Annotated in this window: 13 protein-coding genes; 8 read left to right on the top strand and 5 right to left on the bottom strand. The window is 65.4% G+C overall.

Features of this window, described 5'->3' with window-relative positions:
- The first annotated feature begins 3 nt into the window (after positions 1-3).
- Positions 4-561: an NUDIX hydrolase gene (locus Lysil_RS08710; protein WP_103075230.1), complete on the top strand. Its 558-nt coding sequence runs from the start codon at positions 4-6 to the stop codon at positions 559-561.
- A gap of 40 nt (positions 562-601) precedes the next feature.
- Complete coding sequence (locus Lysil_RS08705; protein WP_103075229.1) at positions 602-1,045, top strand: hypothetical protein; 444 nt, start codon at positions 602-604, stop codon at positions 1,043-1,045.
- Between the two features lie 2 nt (positions 1,046-1,047).
- Here the strand turns inward: Lysil_RS08705 and pip are convergent, their stop codons facing one another.
- Both pip and prmC read right to left on the bottom strand, forming a co-directional pair.
- A complete protein-coding gene (gene pip / locus Lysil_RS08700) occupies positions 1,048-2,001 on the bottom strand; it encodes a prolyl aminopeptidase (protein WP_103075228.1) in 954 nt (317 codons plus the stop codon).
- Positions 2,002-2,022: 21 nt separating this feature from the next.
- Positions 2,023-2,859 (bottom strand): peptide chain release factor N(5)-glutamine methyltransferase, encoded by an 837-nt coding sequence (prmC, locus tag Lysil_RS08695; RefSeq protein WP_103075227.1) that lies wholly within the window; start codon positions 2,857-2,859, stop codon positions 2,023-2,025.
- Positions 2,860-2,988: 129 nt separating this feature from the next.
- On the opposite strand from prmC, the gene Lysil_RS08690 reads away from it, so the two are divergent.
- The 6 genes from Lysil_RS08690 (at position 2,989) to Lysil_RS08665 (ending at position 11,856) form a co-directional block, all read left to right on the top strand.
- Positions 2,989-7,362 (top strand): DEAD/DEAH box helicase, encoded by a 4,374-nt coding sequence (locus tag Lysil_RS08690; RefSeq protein WP_103075989.1) that lies wholly within the window; start codon positions 2,989-2,991, stop codon positions 7,360-7,362.
- A gap of 106 nt (positions 7,363-7,468) precedes the next feature.
- A complete protein-coding gene (gene ahpC / locus Lysil_RS08685; RefSeq protein ID WP_103075226.1) occupies positions 7,469-8,032 on the top strand; it encodes an alkyl hydroperoxide reductase subunit C in 564 nt (187 codons plus the stop codon).
- Positions 8,033-8,217: 185 nt separating this feature from the next.
- Positions 8,218-9,810, top strand: coding sequence for an alkyl hydroperoxide reductase subunit F (ahpF, locus tag Lysil_RS08680; protein ID WP_103075988.1), 1,593 nt, complete (start codon positions 8,218-8,220; stop codon positions 9,808-9,810).
- Positions 9,807-10,244, top strand: coding sequence for a VOC family protein (locus Lysil_RS08675; RefSeq protein WP_240600470.1), 438 nt, complete (start codon positions 9,807-9,809; stop codon positions 10,242-10,244). Before ahpF ends, Lysil_RS08675 begins: the two co-directional genes overlap by 4 nt.
- Positions 10,241-11,131 (top strand): LysR substrate-binding domain-containing protein, encoded by an 891-nt coding sequence (locus Lysil_RS08670; RefSeq protein ID WP_103075225.1) that lies wholly within the window; start codon positions 10,241-10,243, stop codon positions 11,129-11,131. The genes Lysil_RS08675 and Lysil_RS08670 overlap by 4 nt, the downstream gene beginning before the upstream one ends.
- Positions 11,131-11,856, top strand: a complete 726-nt coding sequence (locus tag Lysil_RS08665) for a hypothetical protein (protein ID WP_103075224.1) — start codon at positions 11,131-11,133, stop codon at positions 11,854-11,856. Before Lysil_RS08670 ends, Lysil_RS08665 begins: the two co-directional genes overlap by 1 nt.
- On the opposite strand, the gene Lysil_RS08660 is transcribed toward Lysil_RS08665, so the two are convergent.
- The 3 genes from Lysil_RS08660 to Lysil_RS08650 are packed head-to-tail and all read right to left on the bottom strand — an operon-like array spanning position 11,850 to position 15,739.
- Entirely contained in the window at positions 11,850-12,788 is a 939-nt protein-coding gene (locus Lysil_RS08660) for a DMT family transporter (protein ID WP_103075223.1), read from the bottom strand. The genes Lysil_RS08665 and Lysil_RS08660 overlap by 7 nt on opposite strands.
- Before the next feature lie 15 nt (positions 12,789-12,803).
- A complete protein-coding gene (msrA, locus tag Lysil_RS08655; RefSeq protein ID WP_103075986.1) occupies positions 12,804-13,454 on the bottom strand; it encodes a peptide-methionine (S)-S-oxide reductase MsrA in 651 nt (216 codons plus the stop codon).
- Between the two features lie 41 nt (positions 13,455-13,495).
- Positions 13,496-15,739 (bottom strand): diguanylate cyclase, encoded by a 2,244-nt coding sequence (locus Lysil_RS08650; RefSeq protein ID WP_165782442.1) that lies wholly within the window; start codon positions 15,737-15,739, stop codon positions 13,496-13,498.
- Between the last annotated feature and the right edge of the window lie 79 nt (positions 15,740-15,818).

Here is a 15,818-nt window from a genome sequence, read left to right as displayed (position 1 = left end):
CGCATGGCCCATCAACTCGATGTCCCCACCGAACTCCTGCACCAGGGCAACTGGCTGCGACTGGTGAAGCGCGGAACCTGGGAATCGTGCGAACGCGTGCACGGCGACGGCATGGCAGTGCTGATCATCGCGGTGACGCCGGAGGATGAAGTGTTGTTCGTCGAGCAATACCGGGTGCCGTTGCAGGCGCGCACCATCGAGATGCCGGCCGGGCTGGTCGGCGACGAGCACGACGACGACACCCTGGAACACGCGGCGCAGCGCGAGCTGATCGAGGAAACCGGCTGGGATGCGCGCGATATCCGCGTCTTGCTGATCGGCCCGACCAGTTCCGGCATGAGCAATGAACGCATCGCCTTTGTCCGTGCCCGCGACCTGGTGAGAGTCGGTGACGGCGGCGGCACGCCCGACGAAGGCATCACCGTGCACGCGGTGCCACGCCACGACGCCCCGCGCTGGCTGATGCAGAAGCACGCCGAGGGTTACGAACTCGACCTCAAGCTGTGGGCCGGGCTGTGGATGGTCGATCACGAGCCGGATGGCAGTCGCATCACGCCCTAGCGCCTACACTGCAACCAACCGCCGCCAACTGGAATTCGTCATGGACAAGACCGCATTGCGCGATGCCCTGCTCGCACTCGAAACGCACGAACTCCAAGCTGCGCGCGAGGCCTACGCCGACTATCTGGCTGCATCCAAACCGGACAATACCGAAGCCCAGGACGTGCAGGATCATTCGCTGGAAGTCGAAGACGCGGAACTCGCCAGCGGACTGGAAGCGCCGTTGCAACAGGCGCAGGATGCGATGGCGCGCTTGCAGGCCATCGACTTCGGCGCGAAGACCGAAGTGTCGCCGGGCGCGGTGATCCGGATGGGTGGAAAGCGCTTCGTGGTCGCGGTGGCGACGCAGCCGTTCGAAGTCGGCGGCGTGACCTACATGGGCATGTCCACTTCGGCACCGCTGTATCGAGCGGCGCAGGGACTTTCTGCTGGCGATACCGCATCATTCAACGGACGCACCATCACCATCGAACAGGTGGACTGAGCCTACATCGCGCGCGGCGCGAAATGATCCGTCGCACGCACCAGCGCGTCGATGTTCTCGGCCTCGAACGCGGAATGCCCCGATAGCGGCGAGACCTGCAATTCCGACTTCGGCCACGCCGCGTGCAGGTCGAAGGCGCTCTGCACCGGGCACACCACGTCATAGCGTCCGTGCACGATCACGCCGGGGATGTCGGCGATGCGGTGGGCATCGCGCAGCAGTTGGTCATCGGCGTCGAAGAAGCCCTTGTTGACGAAATAGTGGTTCTCGATCCGCGCAAATGGCAGCGCGAACTTCGGATCGCCATGGCTGGTGACGTAATCGCCGGGAATGCGCAGATAGCTGGTGCCGCCTTCCCAGATCGACCACGCCTGCGCCGCCGCCAGCCGCGTCGCTTCGTCATCACTGGTCAGGCGCGTGTGATACGCCGCCATCATGTCGCTGCGCTCGCTTTGCGGAATCGGCGCGAGATAGTGCTGCCACGCATCGGGAAACAAGCGCGACGCACCTTCCTGATAGAACCATTCCAGTTCCCAGCGTCGCAGCATGAAGATGCCGCGCAGCACCAGCTCGGTCACGCGCTGCGGATGCGTTTCGGCGTAGGCCAGCGCCAGGGTCGAACCCCACGATCCGCCAAAGACCTGCCAGTGCTCGATGCCGAGCATTTCGCGCAGGCGTTCGATGTCGGCGACCAGATCCCAGGTGGTGTTGTCGACGAGATCGGCGAACGGCGTGCTGCGACCGGCGCCGCGCTGGTCGAACAGGATGATCCGGTACTTCTTCGGGTCGTGGAACCGGCGCATGTTGGTGCCGCAACCGGCACCGGGCCCACCGTGCAACATCACCACCGGTTTGCCATCGGGATTGCCGCACTGTTCCCAGTAAATGGAATGGCGGTCGCTGACGGCCAGCATACCGCTCTGGTACGGCTCGATCTCGGGATACAGGGTACGCATGTGGAATTCCTGCGGTAGCAATCAAGCAGTGGAGTTTAAGCGCCCCAGCGTCACCCGATCGCGATCCTCGAGATCGCGCTGCGTCGCGACGTCGGTGAATCCGGCCTGCTCCAGCAACGCGCGCACTCTGTCGCCCTGGTCGTAGCCGTGTTCCAGCAGCAACCAGCCGCCGCCGTGGAGATGGGCCGGCGCATTCGCCACGATGATGCGGATATCGTCCAGGCCATCACTGCCCGATGACAGCGCCGATGCCGGTTCGTGGCGCAAATCGCCTTCGCCCAAGTGCGGATCGCCTTCGGAAATGTACGGCGGATTGCTGGCGATGAGATCGAAACGTTCGCCTTGCAGCGGTACGAACCATTCACCGTGGCGGAATTCGACGTTGGCGATGGCGAGTCGTTTCGCGTTGCCTGCGGCTACCTTCAACGCGTCGATGCTGGCATCGCTGGCGATGACATGCGCGCGCGGGCGTTCGCTGGCGATGGCGAGCGCGATGGCGCCACTGCCGGTGCCGAGATCGGCCACGCGCGATGGGCGATCGCTCGGCAAACGCTGCAGTGCCAGTTCCACCAGCAGTTCGGTTTCGGCGCGCGGGATCAGCGTTGCCGGGGTGACATCGAGATCGAGCGTCCAGAAACCGCGACGTCCCGTGACGTAAGCGACCGGCTCGCCGTGGGCACGACGCTGCACCAGCGCCTCGAAGCCGGCCACCTGTTGCGCCGTCGCGACATCATCGCCATGCGTGAACAGCCACGTCCGCGGGCGATCCACCACGTGCAGCAGCAGCCATTCGGCATCGACGGGATCGATGCGGAGCGCAGCGGCGGCCAGCAAGGTGCGGAAAGTCGGCATCGTCATCCCCACATGCTACCGGTCTCAACCGCTGAGACGGCATCGAATCACCCTGTACCGATGCACGGCCAGATCCGCTTCGACTTCCATTCCGGCATTCAGGGCGGGTCGCCGGCCGCGGCGGATAATCCGCAGATGGCTGCACATCCCGCCCTCGCGCAGTTCCATCCGGCCGTGTCCGGTTGGTTCGCGCGCAGCTTTGCCGGCCCCACCGAGGCGCAGATCGCGGCGTGGCCATCGATCGCCGCGGGCCGCCACACGCTGGTGGCCGCGCCGACCGGGTCGGGCAAGACGCTGACCGCCTTCCTCACCGCCATCGACACATTGGTGCGCGATGGACTGGCGCGGGGCGAATTGCCGGAAGGCGTGCAGGTGCTCTACATCTCGCCGCTGAAGGCGCTGTCGAACGACATCCATCTCAACCTGGAAGCGCCGCTGGCCGGCATCGGCGAGGAACTCGCCCGGCTGGGCCTGCCCGACGTGGCGATCCGCGCCGCGGTGCGCACCGGCGACACCCCGCAGGGCGAACGCGCCGCGCTGCGCAAGCATCCGCCGCACATCCTCGTCACCACGCCGGAATCGCTGTACATCCTGCTCGGTTCGGACTCCGGACGCGACATGCTCAAGGGCGTGCGCACGGTGATCGTCGATGAAATCCACGCGGTCGTACAGAGCAAGCGCGGCAGCCATCTCGCACTGTCGCTGGAACGGCTCGATGCGCTGGCAGGGCGCCACATCGCGCGCATCGGATTGTCGGCGACGCAGAAACCGATCGAGAACGTCGCGCGCTATCTCGTCGGCAGCGCGCATGTCGATGCCAGTGGCACACCCGATTGCACCCTGATCGATATCGGTCATTCCAAACCACGCGACCTCGCGCTGGAGCTGATTCCAGTGCCGTTGCAGGCGGTGATGTCGAACGAGCAATGGGAACTGGTCTACAACCGCATCGCCGAACTGGTCGAGCAACATCGCACCACCCTGGTCTTCGTCAACACCCGACGCATGGCCGAACGCGCCGCGCGCCATCTCGGCGAGCGACTGGGCAAGGAACACGTCGCCGCGCATCACGGATCGCTGGCCAAGGAATTGCGGCTGGATGCGGAGCAACGGCTGAAGCATGGGAAATTGAAGGTGCTGGTGGCGACGGCGTCGCTGGAACTCGGCATCGACATCGGCGATGTCGATCTCGTCGTGCAAATCGGTTCGCCGCGCAGCATCGCCGCGTTTCTGCAGCGCGTTGGTCGCGCCAGTCACCATGTCGGCGGCATGCCGAAAGGCCGCATCATTCCGACGACTCGCGATGAACTGGTGGAATGCGTGGCCTTGCTCGATTCTGTGCGCCGCCACGAACTCGATGCCCTTATCATGCCGCCCGAACCGGTCGACGTGCTGGCGCAGCAGATCGTCGCCGAAGTGGCCTGCCGCGAATGGGACGAGGCCGCACTGTTCGACACTTTGAAGCGCGCGTGGCCGTATTCGACGCTGGAGCGCGAACGCTACGACGCCATCATCAAGATGCTGGCGGAAGGCTTCACCACACGTCGGGGCATCCGCAGCGCGTGGATCCATCGCGACGCCGTGCATGGGCAGCTGCGCGCACGCAAGGGCGCACGCACCACCGCGACGATGTCGGGCGGCACCATTCCCGACACCGCCGACTACGCCGTGGTGCTGGAACCGCAGTCGATCATGATCGGCACCGTCAACGAGGACTTCGCGATCGAGAGCCTCGCCGGCGACATCTTCCAGCTCGGCAACGCCAGTTATCGCATCCAGCGCGTCGAAGCCGGACGCCTGCGCGTGGAAGATGCCGAAGGCCAGCCGCCCACCATTCCATTCTGGCTCGGCGAAGCGCCCGGTCGCACCGACGAGCTCTCGCACAGCGTGTCGCGTTTGCGCGGCGAACTGGAAACACGATTGTCGGCAGAAGGTGGAACGCCGGACATCGGCGCCGCGATGGCGTGGCTGCGCTCGGAACTCGCGCTGGACGAGAATGCCGCGCGCCAGGTCGCCGAATACTGCGCGGAACAGCTGATCGGTTTCGGTGCCCTGCCGACGCTGGAACGGATGACGATGGAGCGCTTCTTCGACGAATCCGGCGGCACCCAACTCGTCATCCACACGCCGTATGGCAGTCGCATCAATCGCGCTTGGGGGCTGGCGCTGCGCAAACGCTTCTGCCGCAGTTTCAATTTCGAATTGCAGGCCGCCGCAACCGAGAACGCCATCGTGCTGTCGCTGTCGACCAGCCACAGCTTTCCATTGGATGATGTCGCGCATTTCCTCCATTCCAATTCGGCGCGCGACGTGCTGGTGCAGGCCTTGCTCGACGCACCACTGTTCCCTGCACGCTGGCGCTGGAACGCGACCACGGCGCTGGCGTTGCCGCGCTTCATCGGTGGCAAGAAAGTCGCGCCGCAATTGCAGCGAATGAAATCGGAAGACCTGCTCGCCACCGTGTTCCCGGACCAGGTCGCCTGTCTCGAGAACATCGTCGGCGAGCGCGAGATTCCCGATCATCCATTGGTCGCGCAGACGCTGCACGATTGCCTTGAAGAAGCGATGGACACCGAAGGCTGGCTGGCGATGCTGCGGCGACTGGAAGCCGGCGAAATCAGCATCGTCGCCCGCGATCTCACCGCGCCGACGCCATTCGCAGCCGAGGCGTTGAACGCGCAACCCTACGCCTTCCTCGACGATGCGCCGCTGGAAGAACGCCGCACCCAGGCGGTGCAGACGCGCCGTTACAGCGACCCGCAACAGGCTTCGGATCTTGGTCGGCTGGATGCGTCGGCGATCGAACAGGTGCGCGAGGATGCGTGGCCGCAGGCGCGCAGCGACGATGAGGTCCACGATGCATTGATGAGCCTCGGCGCGGTCACCGCATCGGAAGCAGAGGCCAGCGAGTGGTCGGATACATTGCAACGGTTGGCGAAACAGCAGCGCGCCACCCGCATGATCGAAACCGAACTGTGGTGCGCCGCCGAACGCCTGCCGATGCTGCAGGCGATCCATCCCGAAGCGGCATTGCAACCCCGAATTGCCGCACCGCCCGGCTATGCGGGACAGACATGGACGCGCGAAGACGCCGTGCGCGAACTGCTGCGCATGCGCCTGAGCGGCAATGGACCGATCACCGTCGCCACGCTCGCGGATACGCTGAGCATCGAACCCGGTGACATCGACACCGGATTGGCGATGCTGGAGCGCGACGGCTACGCCATGCGCGGACGCTTCGATCCCGGCATCGATGGCGAACAGTGGTGCGAGCGTAATCTCCTCGCGCGCATCCATCGCCTGACATTGGGCCGATTGCGTCGCGAGATCGAACCGGTTCCCGTGCGCGATTTCCTGCGCTTCCTGTGCGAATGGCAGCATGTCGCGCCATCATCGCGCCTGCGTGGCCCGGAAGCGCTGGCCAGCGTGCTGGCGCAACTGGAAGGCTACGAGGCCGCCGCTGCAAGCTGGGAAAGCGAACTGCTGCCCGCGCGCGTCTCCGACTATTCCATCCACTGGCTGGACGAACTCTGCCAAGCCGGACGCATTGCCTGGGCGCGCCTGCGTGCGCCGAGTGCCGAGGGTGGATCGACTGCACCCGTGCGTTCCACGCCGATCGTGCTGGTGCCGCGCCGCACCTTGCCGTTGTGGTCGCGCCAGATCACGCCAACGCGCGACGACGGGGCGCTGTCCTCGCGCGCGCAGAAAGTCGCCGATGCCCTGCGCAAGCACGGCGCCTCGTTCTTCGACGAACTACTCGACGAAACGCGATTGCTGCAGACCGAACTCGAAGATGCGTTGGCCGAACTGGTCGCGCGCGGGCTGGCCAGTTGCGACAGTTTCTCGGGATTGCGCGCATTGCTGCTGCCGCAAGGCAAGCGCCCGAAGGCAAGCGCACGCCGCATTCGACGCGGACTGGTCAGCGGCATCCGCGATGCCGGACGCTGGACGTTGGCGCGCGTGCCGCGTTCGCGCGATTCCGACGCCAGCAACGCGACCGCGGACGCCGACGACATCGAGCAGATCGCCCGCGTATTGCTGCGCCGCTACGGCGTGGTGTGCTGGCGCATCCTCGAACGCGAGGCCGCGTGGCTGCCGCCGTGGCGCGAACTGGTGCGCGTCTATCGCCGATTGGAAGCGCGCGGCGAACTGCGCGGCGGCCGTTTCGTCGCAGGGTTGGTCGGCGAGCAATTCGCCCTGCCGGAAGCGGTGGCGGCGTTGCGATCCCTGCGCAAGAAGACGCCCGATGGCGCGATGGTGCTGCTCTCCGCCGCCGATCCGCTCAACCTCGTCGGCACCCTGCTGCCCGGTCCCCGCCTGCCGCGCATCGCCGGAGCGCGCCTGCTGGTCCGCGACGGCCTGCCGCTGGCCAGTTTCGTGGCCGGCGAATTCACCGCCCTGACGCCGCTCTCGCCGGAAGACGAGGCCGAGGCCCGTCGCCTGCTGCGGCTCGCCCCGGCACATGCCCGGCGCATCGATAGTCAATATCTATCAATAAAATCACAATAATCGATTTGATTTAACTATCGACAGTCTCTATCGTGGCCGTCACAGGATCGACGCCGACGTCGGTTCCCATGGTTCCCGTATCCCCCCAAAACCCAAGGAGCACGCAATGTCCCTCATCAATACCCAGGTCCAGCCGTTCAAGGCGCAGGCCTTCAAGGATGGCAAGTTCATCACCGTGACCGACGCCGACCTGAAGGGCAAGTGGTCCGTGATCATCTTCATGCCAGCTGCCTTCACCTTCAACTGCCCGACCGAAATCGAAGACGCCGCCGAGCATTACGCCGAGTTCCAGAAGGCCGGCGCCGAAGTCTATGTCGTCACCACCGACACCCACTTCTCGCACAAGGTGTGGCACGAAACCTCGCAGGCCGTCGGCAAGGCCAAGTTCGCTCTGGTCGGCGATCCGACGCACGCGCTGTCGAAGGCGTTCGACGTGCTGATCCCGGAAGAAGGCCTGGCCCTGCGCGGCACCTTCATCATCAACCCGGAAGGCACGATCAAGACGATGGAAGTACACGACAACGCCATCGCCCGCGACGTCACCGAAACCGTGCGCAAGCTGCAGGCTGCGCAATACGTCGCCAGCCATGACGGTGAAGTGTGCCCGGCCAAGTGGAAGGAAGGCCAGAAGACGATCAAGCCGTCGATCGAACTGGTCGGCAAGATCTGATTCTTGCACCTGCTGCGCTCGCGGCTTCATCGCCGCGGCGCTGCTCGGAAGCGTCATGGACTTGATGTCCACTCCACTTCCTGCGCTGCGACGCGACTTCAAATCCGCGTCGCTCGCAACGGTGCTTCATATATAAGCCTCCGCCGAACTGGCGGATCGGCACTTCGTTCCCGATGGAGTCCGCCATGCTCGACAGCGATCTGAAAACCCAACTCGCCGGCCTGCTGCAGAACCTGCGCACGCCGATCGAACTGGTCGCACACCTCGATGGCAGCGATGCCTCGAAGGAAACACGTGCGTTGCTGGCCGATATCGTCGATGCCGGCGCCGGCAAGGTCACGTTGCGCGAAGCCACGTCAAGCGACGGCGAACGCGTCCCCAGCTTCCAGATCACCCGCCACGACGAAGACGTTGGCGTGCGCTTCGCCGGATTGCCGCTCGGCCACGAATTCACCTCGCTGGTGCTGGCGTTGCTGCATGTCGGCAAGCATCCGCCGCGCATCGGCGACGACGAGATCGCGCAGATCGAAGCGCTCGATGGCGAGTATCTGTTCGAAACCTATTTCTCGCAGTCGTGCCAGAACTGCCCGGACGTGGTGCAATCGTTGAACACGATGGCGGCACTGAATCCTCGCATCCACCACATCGCGATCGATGGCGGCTCGTTCCCGCAGGAAGTCGAATCGCGCGAAATCCTCACCGTGCCGCAGGTCTTCCTCAATGGCCAGCCATTCGTGCAGGGTCGCCAGACGATTCCGGAATTCCTCGCCAAGCTCGACAGCGGCGCGGCCGCGCGTGCGGCGGAAGCGCTGAAGGACATCGAACCGTTCGATGTGCTGGTGGTCGGCGCCGGTCCGGCGGGTGCAGCGGCAGCGATCTACGCCGCGCGCAAGGGCATCCGCACCGGCATCGTTGCCGAACGATTCGGCGGCCAGGTGCAGGACACCATGGCGATCGAGAATTTCATTTCGGTCGAATACACCGAAGGCCCGAAACTGAGCGCGGCGCTGGAAGCGCACGTGCGCAGCTACGGCGTGGAAATGATCCCGCTGCAGCGCGCGGAGGAATTGATCCCGGCGAAACAACCGGGCGGATTGATCGGCGTGCGCCTGGCCAGTGGGCCGGTGCTGCAGGCACGCTCGGTGGTGCTTGCGCCCGGCGCGCGCTGGCGCCAGACCGGCGTGCCCGGCGAGGCCGAACATCGCAACAAGGGCGTGACCTATTGCCCGCACTGCGATGGCCCGCTGTTCAAGGGCAAGAAGGTCGCGGTGATCGGTGGCGGCAACTCCGGCGTGGAAGCGGCGATCGATCTCGCCGGCCTGGTCGACCATGTCACCGTGCTGGAATTCGATGGTCAGTTGCGCGCGGATGAAGTGCTGCAACGCAAGTTGCGCAGCCTGCCCAACTGCAGCGTCCACGTGAACGCGCAAACCACCGGCATGCACGGCGATGGCAGCAAGCTCAACGCGCTCAGCTACACCGACCGCAGCAACGGCGAAACGCGCCAGCTCGATCTTTCCGGCGTGTTCGTGCAGATCGGCTTGCTGCCGAACAGCGAATGGCTGAAGGGCACGATCGAACTGTCGAATCGCGGCGAGATCGTCATCAATGATCGTGGCGAAACTTCGCTGCCCGGCGTGCTCGCCGCGGGCGACGCCACCACGGTGCCCTACAAGCAGATCGTGATCGCGATGGGCGCGGGCTCCACTGCCGCACTCTCCGCTTTCGACTACCTGATCCGCACCAGCGCGCCGGCAGCCGAAGCGATTGCCGCGTGACCGCCATTCGTCCCTTCGTGCTGCAACGGATCGACCACGTGGTGTTGCGCGTCGGCGATCCCGAACGGTCGCTGGCGTTCTACCGCGACGTGCTCGGTTGCGACGTGGTGAAACGCCGCGATGACCTCGGCCTGATCCACCTGCGCTGCGGTGCCTCGATGATCGATCTGGTCGATGTCCAAGGCAAACTCGGGCTGGCGGGTGGTGCTGCCGCTGGCGAACAGGCGCGCAACGTCGACCATGTCTGCCTGCGCATCGAGCCTTTCGATGAAACCGCGCTGGTCACGCATCTCGCCGCGCATGGACTGAAACCGCTCGGGCCAGCGCATGACAATTTCGGCGCCGAAGGCGATGGGCCTTCGCTCTACCTGCGCGATCCCGATGGCAATACCATCGAGCTGAAAGGCCCATCGCGGCCTGACCGAAAACCATGAACTTGCGCGATCTCCATTATCTGGTGGCACTGGCCGAGCTCCGGCACTTCGGGCGCGCGGCGCAGGCCTGCCATGTCAGCCAGCCGACGCTGTCGATGCAGATCAAGAAGCTGGAAGAGGAGTTCGGCGTCTCGCTGGTGGAACGCGCACCACGGCGGGTGATGCTGACACCGATCGGCCGCGAGATCGTTGATCGCGCCAGGCACGTCATCCATGATGTCGACCAGATGAAGGAACTGGCGCGACGCAGTCGCGACCCCGAAGCAGGCAGCCTGCGCCTCGGCGCGTTCCCGACGCTCGGCCCGTATCTGTTGCCGCAGGTGTTGCCGGCGTTGCGCACGCGATTCCCCAACATGGAGTTGCTGCTGAACGAGGAAAAGAGCGACGTGCTGGTGGCGAATTTGCGCGATGGCAAGCTCGACGCCGCGTTCCTCGCCCTGCCGCTGTCCGATGATCGCCTGCACGCCGAACTCTTGTTCGAGGAACCGTTCGTGCTGGCGGTGCCGAGCGGACATCGTCTGGCGCATGCGCCGCATTTGCGCATCGGCGACCTGGTGGACGAACAATTGCTGCTGCTCGACGACGGTCATTGCCTGCGCGAGCAAGCGCTGGACGTGTGCGGACTTGCCGGCGCGCACGAGAAACCCGGTTTCCGCGCCACCAGCCTGGAAACGCTGCGACAGATGGTCGCGCTCGGCAACGGCGTGACCCTGCTGCCGGAGCTGTCGGTGCGACCACCGCACGTGCAGCCGGATGGGCTGGAACTGGTGCGGTTCGAGGATCCCGCGCCGCATCGGCGGATTGCATTGGCTTGGCGTGGCAGCTCACCGCTCGATGGCCTGCTGCGCAATGTCGCGGCGACCGTGCGCGCGGCGGTCAGGATTTGATGACGCCCTGGCGCGTCGCGCTGTGGTCGCTGGGTGCATGCGTCGTCGCACTCGCGGTATGGATCGGCATCGTGCAATGGCAGAACCTGCATTCACCGCGGGCGCAGCTGGCGAAGGCCGCCCTGCCCGCGAAGCCGTGGTTCCAGGCATCGCCCTATGCGCCACCCGTGCGCCCGCAACGGGTGACGGCGAACCCCGCCTGCCCGGAGCCGCAGGTCACCGGCGATGGCGAAGCGCCACTGCAGACAGCGGTGCCGGATGGCATCGCCAAATTCAATGTCACGCATGGCCGCCTCGATGCGCTGGCCGGCTTCAGTGTCGATGCACGCGTGTTGTCGCGCCGCGACTACAGCGGCGATCGCCCCGCATTGTTCTCGCCGATCGATCTCGCGCTGGGCTGGGGCCCGATGACCGACGGCACCACGCTGGCGCAACTCAATGTGCGCCAGTCCAATCGCTGGTATCGCTATGGTTGGGTCGGCAATCCACCGCTCGACCCCGGCGCCATCATCCGCAACAGCGCCAACATGCACATGATCCCGTCGAATGCCGCCATCGAGAACGCACTGCGCGCCGTGCAACGCGACGATCGCGTGCGCATCGACGGCTGGCTGGTGGAAGCGCACGACGGCGGCGGCTGGAACTGGCGCAGTTCGATGACACGCGATGACAGCGGTGCCGGTGCCTGCGAAGTCGTCTATGTGTGTCGCATCACGCGCTATTGACCGGTCGCCGGCGCTTCCGGAGTGGCGTCCGGCAACAACTTCTTCTTCCCCTGCAGGCCGGCGATGAAGATGCCGGCGAGGCTGACTGCCAGGCCCAGCCATTGCCGCGACGTTGGCGTGTGCGGGTACACCAGGATATCGAGCACATAGGCGACGATCGGTTGCAGCAACAACAACAAGCCAACCATGCCGGCGCCGAGCGACTGCATCGCGCGCGAGATCAGGATCCAGCCGAGGCAATGGCCGAACACCGCGAGGACCACCAGCACCAGCGCCGACTGCACATCGGGAATCGCGAAGGAGTCGCCTTCGACCAGCGCGGCGATGCCGAGCAGGATGGCGCAACCGGCCGTTGCCATGCACAGCACCTGCGTCACCGGCACATGTGCATGCACCTTGGCGACTTCCTCCTGCGAACGCTTGATGCCGACGTTGTAACCCGCATAGCCAATCCCGGCCGCCAACCCCAGCCACACGCCCCAGTGATAGCTCGCTGGCAACGTCGCCCAATCACCGCCGAGCAGCAACCACAGGCCGAAGAAGGCACAGAGCAATCCGGCATAGAAGCGCGGTGCCAGGTGTTCGCCGAAGACCAGCACGCCGGCCATCGCCATGAAAAATACCTGGGCATTGGCGAGCAAGGTCGACAGCCCGGGCCCGACGATCATGATGCTCCGGTGCCACATCCACAGGTCGCTGGAGAAGGCCAACGCTGCAACTGCGATCCAGATCCAGACTTTGCGCGGCATGCGCCGCCAACCGTGGCGGAACTGCACCAGCAGCGCCAGCACGATCGTCGCGATCAACATGCGCCAGAACGCCGACACCGTCGGCGAGGTGTGCGACAGCCGCACCATCATCCCGTTGGTGCCGATGATCGCCGCGCCGACCAGCATCTGGGTCAGCGCCGCGCGCGATGCCGGCTCTGTCATCCCGTGTCGCTCGGATCATGCACCGGTGCCGACCGGACACGACACGCCGGTGCCACCGAGTCCGCAGTACCCGTCGGGATTCTTTGCCAGATATTGCTGGTGCATGTCTTCGGCGTAGTAGAACTCGGGCGCGGGGAACACGATTTCGGTGGTGATCGCGCCAAGCCCTGCTGCTGCCAGCCGCTTCTGGTAATCATCGCGACTGGCCAGCGCCAGCGCGTACTGCTGCTCGCTGGTGCACTGGATCATCGAACGGTATTGGGTGCCGGTGTCGCCGCCCTGGCGCATGCCCTGGGTGGGATCGTGGTTTTCCCAGAACGCCTGCAGCAATGCGCCATAACCGATGATGGCCGGATCGAAAATCACCCGCACGATTTCGGCGTGACCGGTTTCACCGGAGCAGACTTCGCGATAGGTCGCATTGGGCGTGTAGCCGCCGGCGTAGCCAACCGCCGTGCTGACGACACCCGGCAGCGACCAGAACAGGCGTTCCGCGCCCCAGAAGCAGCCCATGCCGAAGCGCGCATCCCCCATGCCGGCGAAGGCATCGCGCAACGGCGTGCCAAGCACGTCATGGACGTTGTGCAGCGGCATCGGCTCGGCACGACCGGGCAGCGCGCGCTCCGCTGCGATCATGCGATCCTTCCACGGCCCAATACCACCCATTTCCGTCACTCCATCCACCGGGAGCGACAGCATAACAGCGCCTATTCGGCAGCCGGATCAAACGCCGCGGCGTCCAGGTCGAAACGAACCTGGTTGCGGCCACGGCGCTTAGCGTCGTACAGCGCCTGGTCGGCGCGATCGAGCAGATGCGTGGCTTCGTTTTCGTCGCGCCGGCGCATGGCGATGCCGACACTGACCGTCACCGGGATGGTGTGGTCTTCCCATTCCACTCTTAGTGTCTGCACCGCCGCGCGAATGCGCTCGCCGAGTTGTTGCGCCACCGCCAGCGTGGCCCCCGGCGACACCACCACGAATTCCTCGCCGCCATAACGACCGAGCAAATCGCCGGAACGCACGTTGGCGCGCAGCAGGCGCGCGACCGCACGCAGGCATTCATCGCCAGCGGCGTGGCCGAGCTGGTCGTTGATGCGCTTGAAATGGTCGAGATCGAGGAACAGCACCGCCAGCGGCGAACGCGTGCGCGCCGATTGCGCCAGCACCGCCGCAAGGTCGTTGTCGAGGGAATTGCGGTTGAGGACGCCGGTGAGGGCATCGATGCGTGCCGTCACCAACAGGGTGCGCGCTTCGCGCTGTCGCCGCAGCGCCTCGCGCGTCGCGTTCACCATGCTCGCCAGCGCGACGTAGTCGGCGGCGGTGAACGCAGGCGCCTCTTCGCTGCGTTCGATCACCAACACCGAATGGCTGCCCTCCAGCACCTGCGCCGGCACCAGCATCGAATGCATCCCGCGGCCAACCACCGGCGTGTGGTTTTCCATCGGCGCGGCACCGGTCGCCACCGATTCCACCCAACTGCGCCGCGGCGCGAGCCAGCCGCGCAGGCCGTCCAGCGTCATCGTCGGTTGTGCGTATGCCTGCGGCGCGCGCCGCCCCGGGAACTGCACCAGTCCCGCACCTTCCAGCCCCAAGCAGGCGGTAGCAGCCGCCAGCAAGCGATGGATCGCGGCAAATTCCAGTTCGGGATCGGCGACGTCACCCAACGTGGTGGCGAGATCGCTTTCGAGCGCGCGGATCGCCGTCTGCGCATCCATCTGCCGGCGCAATTGCTGGTGGGTCTGGCGCACGCGCGCCAGTTCGATCCGGTAGCTCTCGATGCGCCGCACCAGGCTGACCGCCACCACCGTGCACAACACCGCCCCGGTGATCTGGACCAACCGCCCCGCCCACCACCAATGGGCGATCAGCCCGGTTTCGTACGCCAGGTGCGCCAGGCTGGCCGCGAACGACACCAGTACGGCCACCAGCACGGCGAAGCGATGCGGAATGTGGTTGCGGAACGCACGCACGCAGAACCCCAACGCCATGAGTCCCAGGATGATCCACGCGGCCTGGCCGAGCACCCATGCCGTGATCGGCGGCAACGGCGCGAACAACAGCACGCAGCAGATCGCCACGGCGATGAGCACCAGCACGCGCGACAGCCGTCGCCATTGCCTGGCATGTGGCTCGCCAACCAGCGCGCCATGTTCCTGCACCAGCAGGATGCCGCTGGCAACGACGAGGATCATCAACGACAGGGTGCCGCGATTGTCGAAACGCGCGAACCACGCCATTGCTGGAATCTGGTACAGGTGGCCGTTGAGCGACATCAGCACCAGCAAGCGGAACATCGCGAACCACGAGAACGCCAACATGCTGCGCTGCCCGGTCGCCACGTAAAGCGCGATCATCACCAGCGCCAGCACCAGATAGACGGCGTAGCTCATCGCCGCGGTACCGGCGACCCGTCGATCGTCGCGCCCGGCCTGCAGATGCGGCTCCAACCGCCCCATCAGCGCAACCGGAATCTGCGACTGCGCGCGAATGCGCAGGTGCAGATCGCCCTGATGCGGCACCATGACGTTGAACTGGAATGAAGAGGTCAATCCGGGCAGGCGTTCGCGATTCGCGTGGTAGAAGCCATCGACCACCACGCTGCCAACCGCCACGTCCTCGACTTCGATGCGATCGATCGCGGTGCGTTCGAAACGCAACGCAACGATGCCCTGCTCGCGCATCGCCTCGGGCAGGGTGGCAACGACATCGAACGTCACGCTGCGGTCATTGCCTGGCACCTTGGCGACCATGCCGATGCCGTCGACACCGCTCTCGCCCTGCTGGACAACGCCGTCCGTCTCGGAATGCCAGGACAGCGGGAACGACGGCGCCGGCGGGGTGAAAATCCGCCCGAGCAACGCAATGCAGACCGCAATGAGCAGCGCCATGAGTACGGCCAGCTGCACGCGATCGGACCAGCGCTCAAGGCGGGGGAACAGGAAGCTGGGCATGGACCGCATACGCTACTGCGCATCGGGGCCACTGCCTACCCGCTCGACCGCCTTATCTGTGACCGACGACGCAAGTCGT

The sequence above is a fragment of the Solilutibacter silvestris genome, assembly GCF_002895945.1.
GTDB lineage: Bacteria > Pseudomonadota > Gammaproteobacteria > Xanthomonadales > Xanthomonadaceae > Solilutibacter > Solilutibacter silvestris.
The sequence above is the reverse complement of the archived record's forward strand: the minus strand, read 5'-3'. Positions and strand labels throughout refer to the sequence as shown.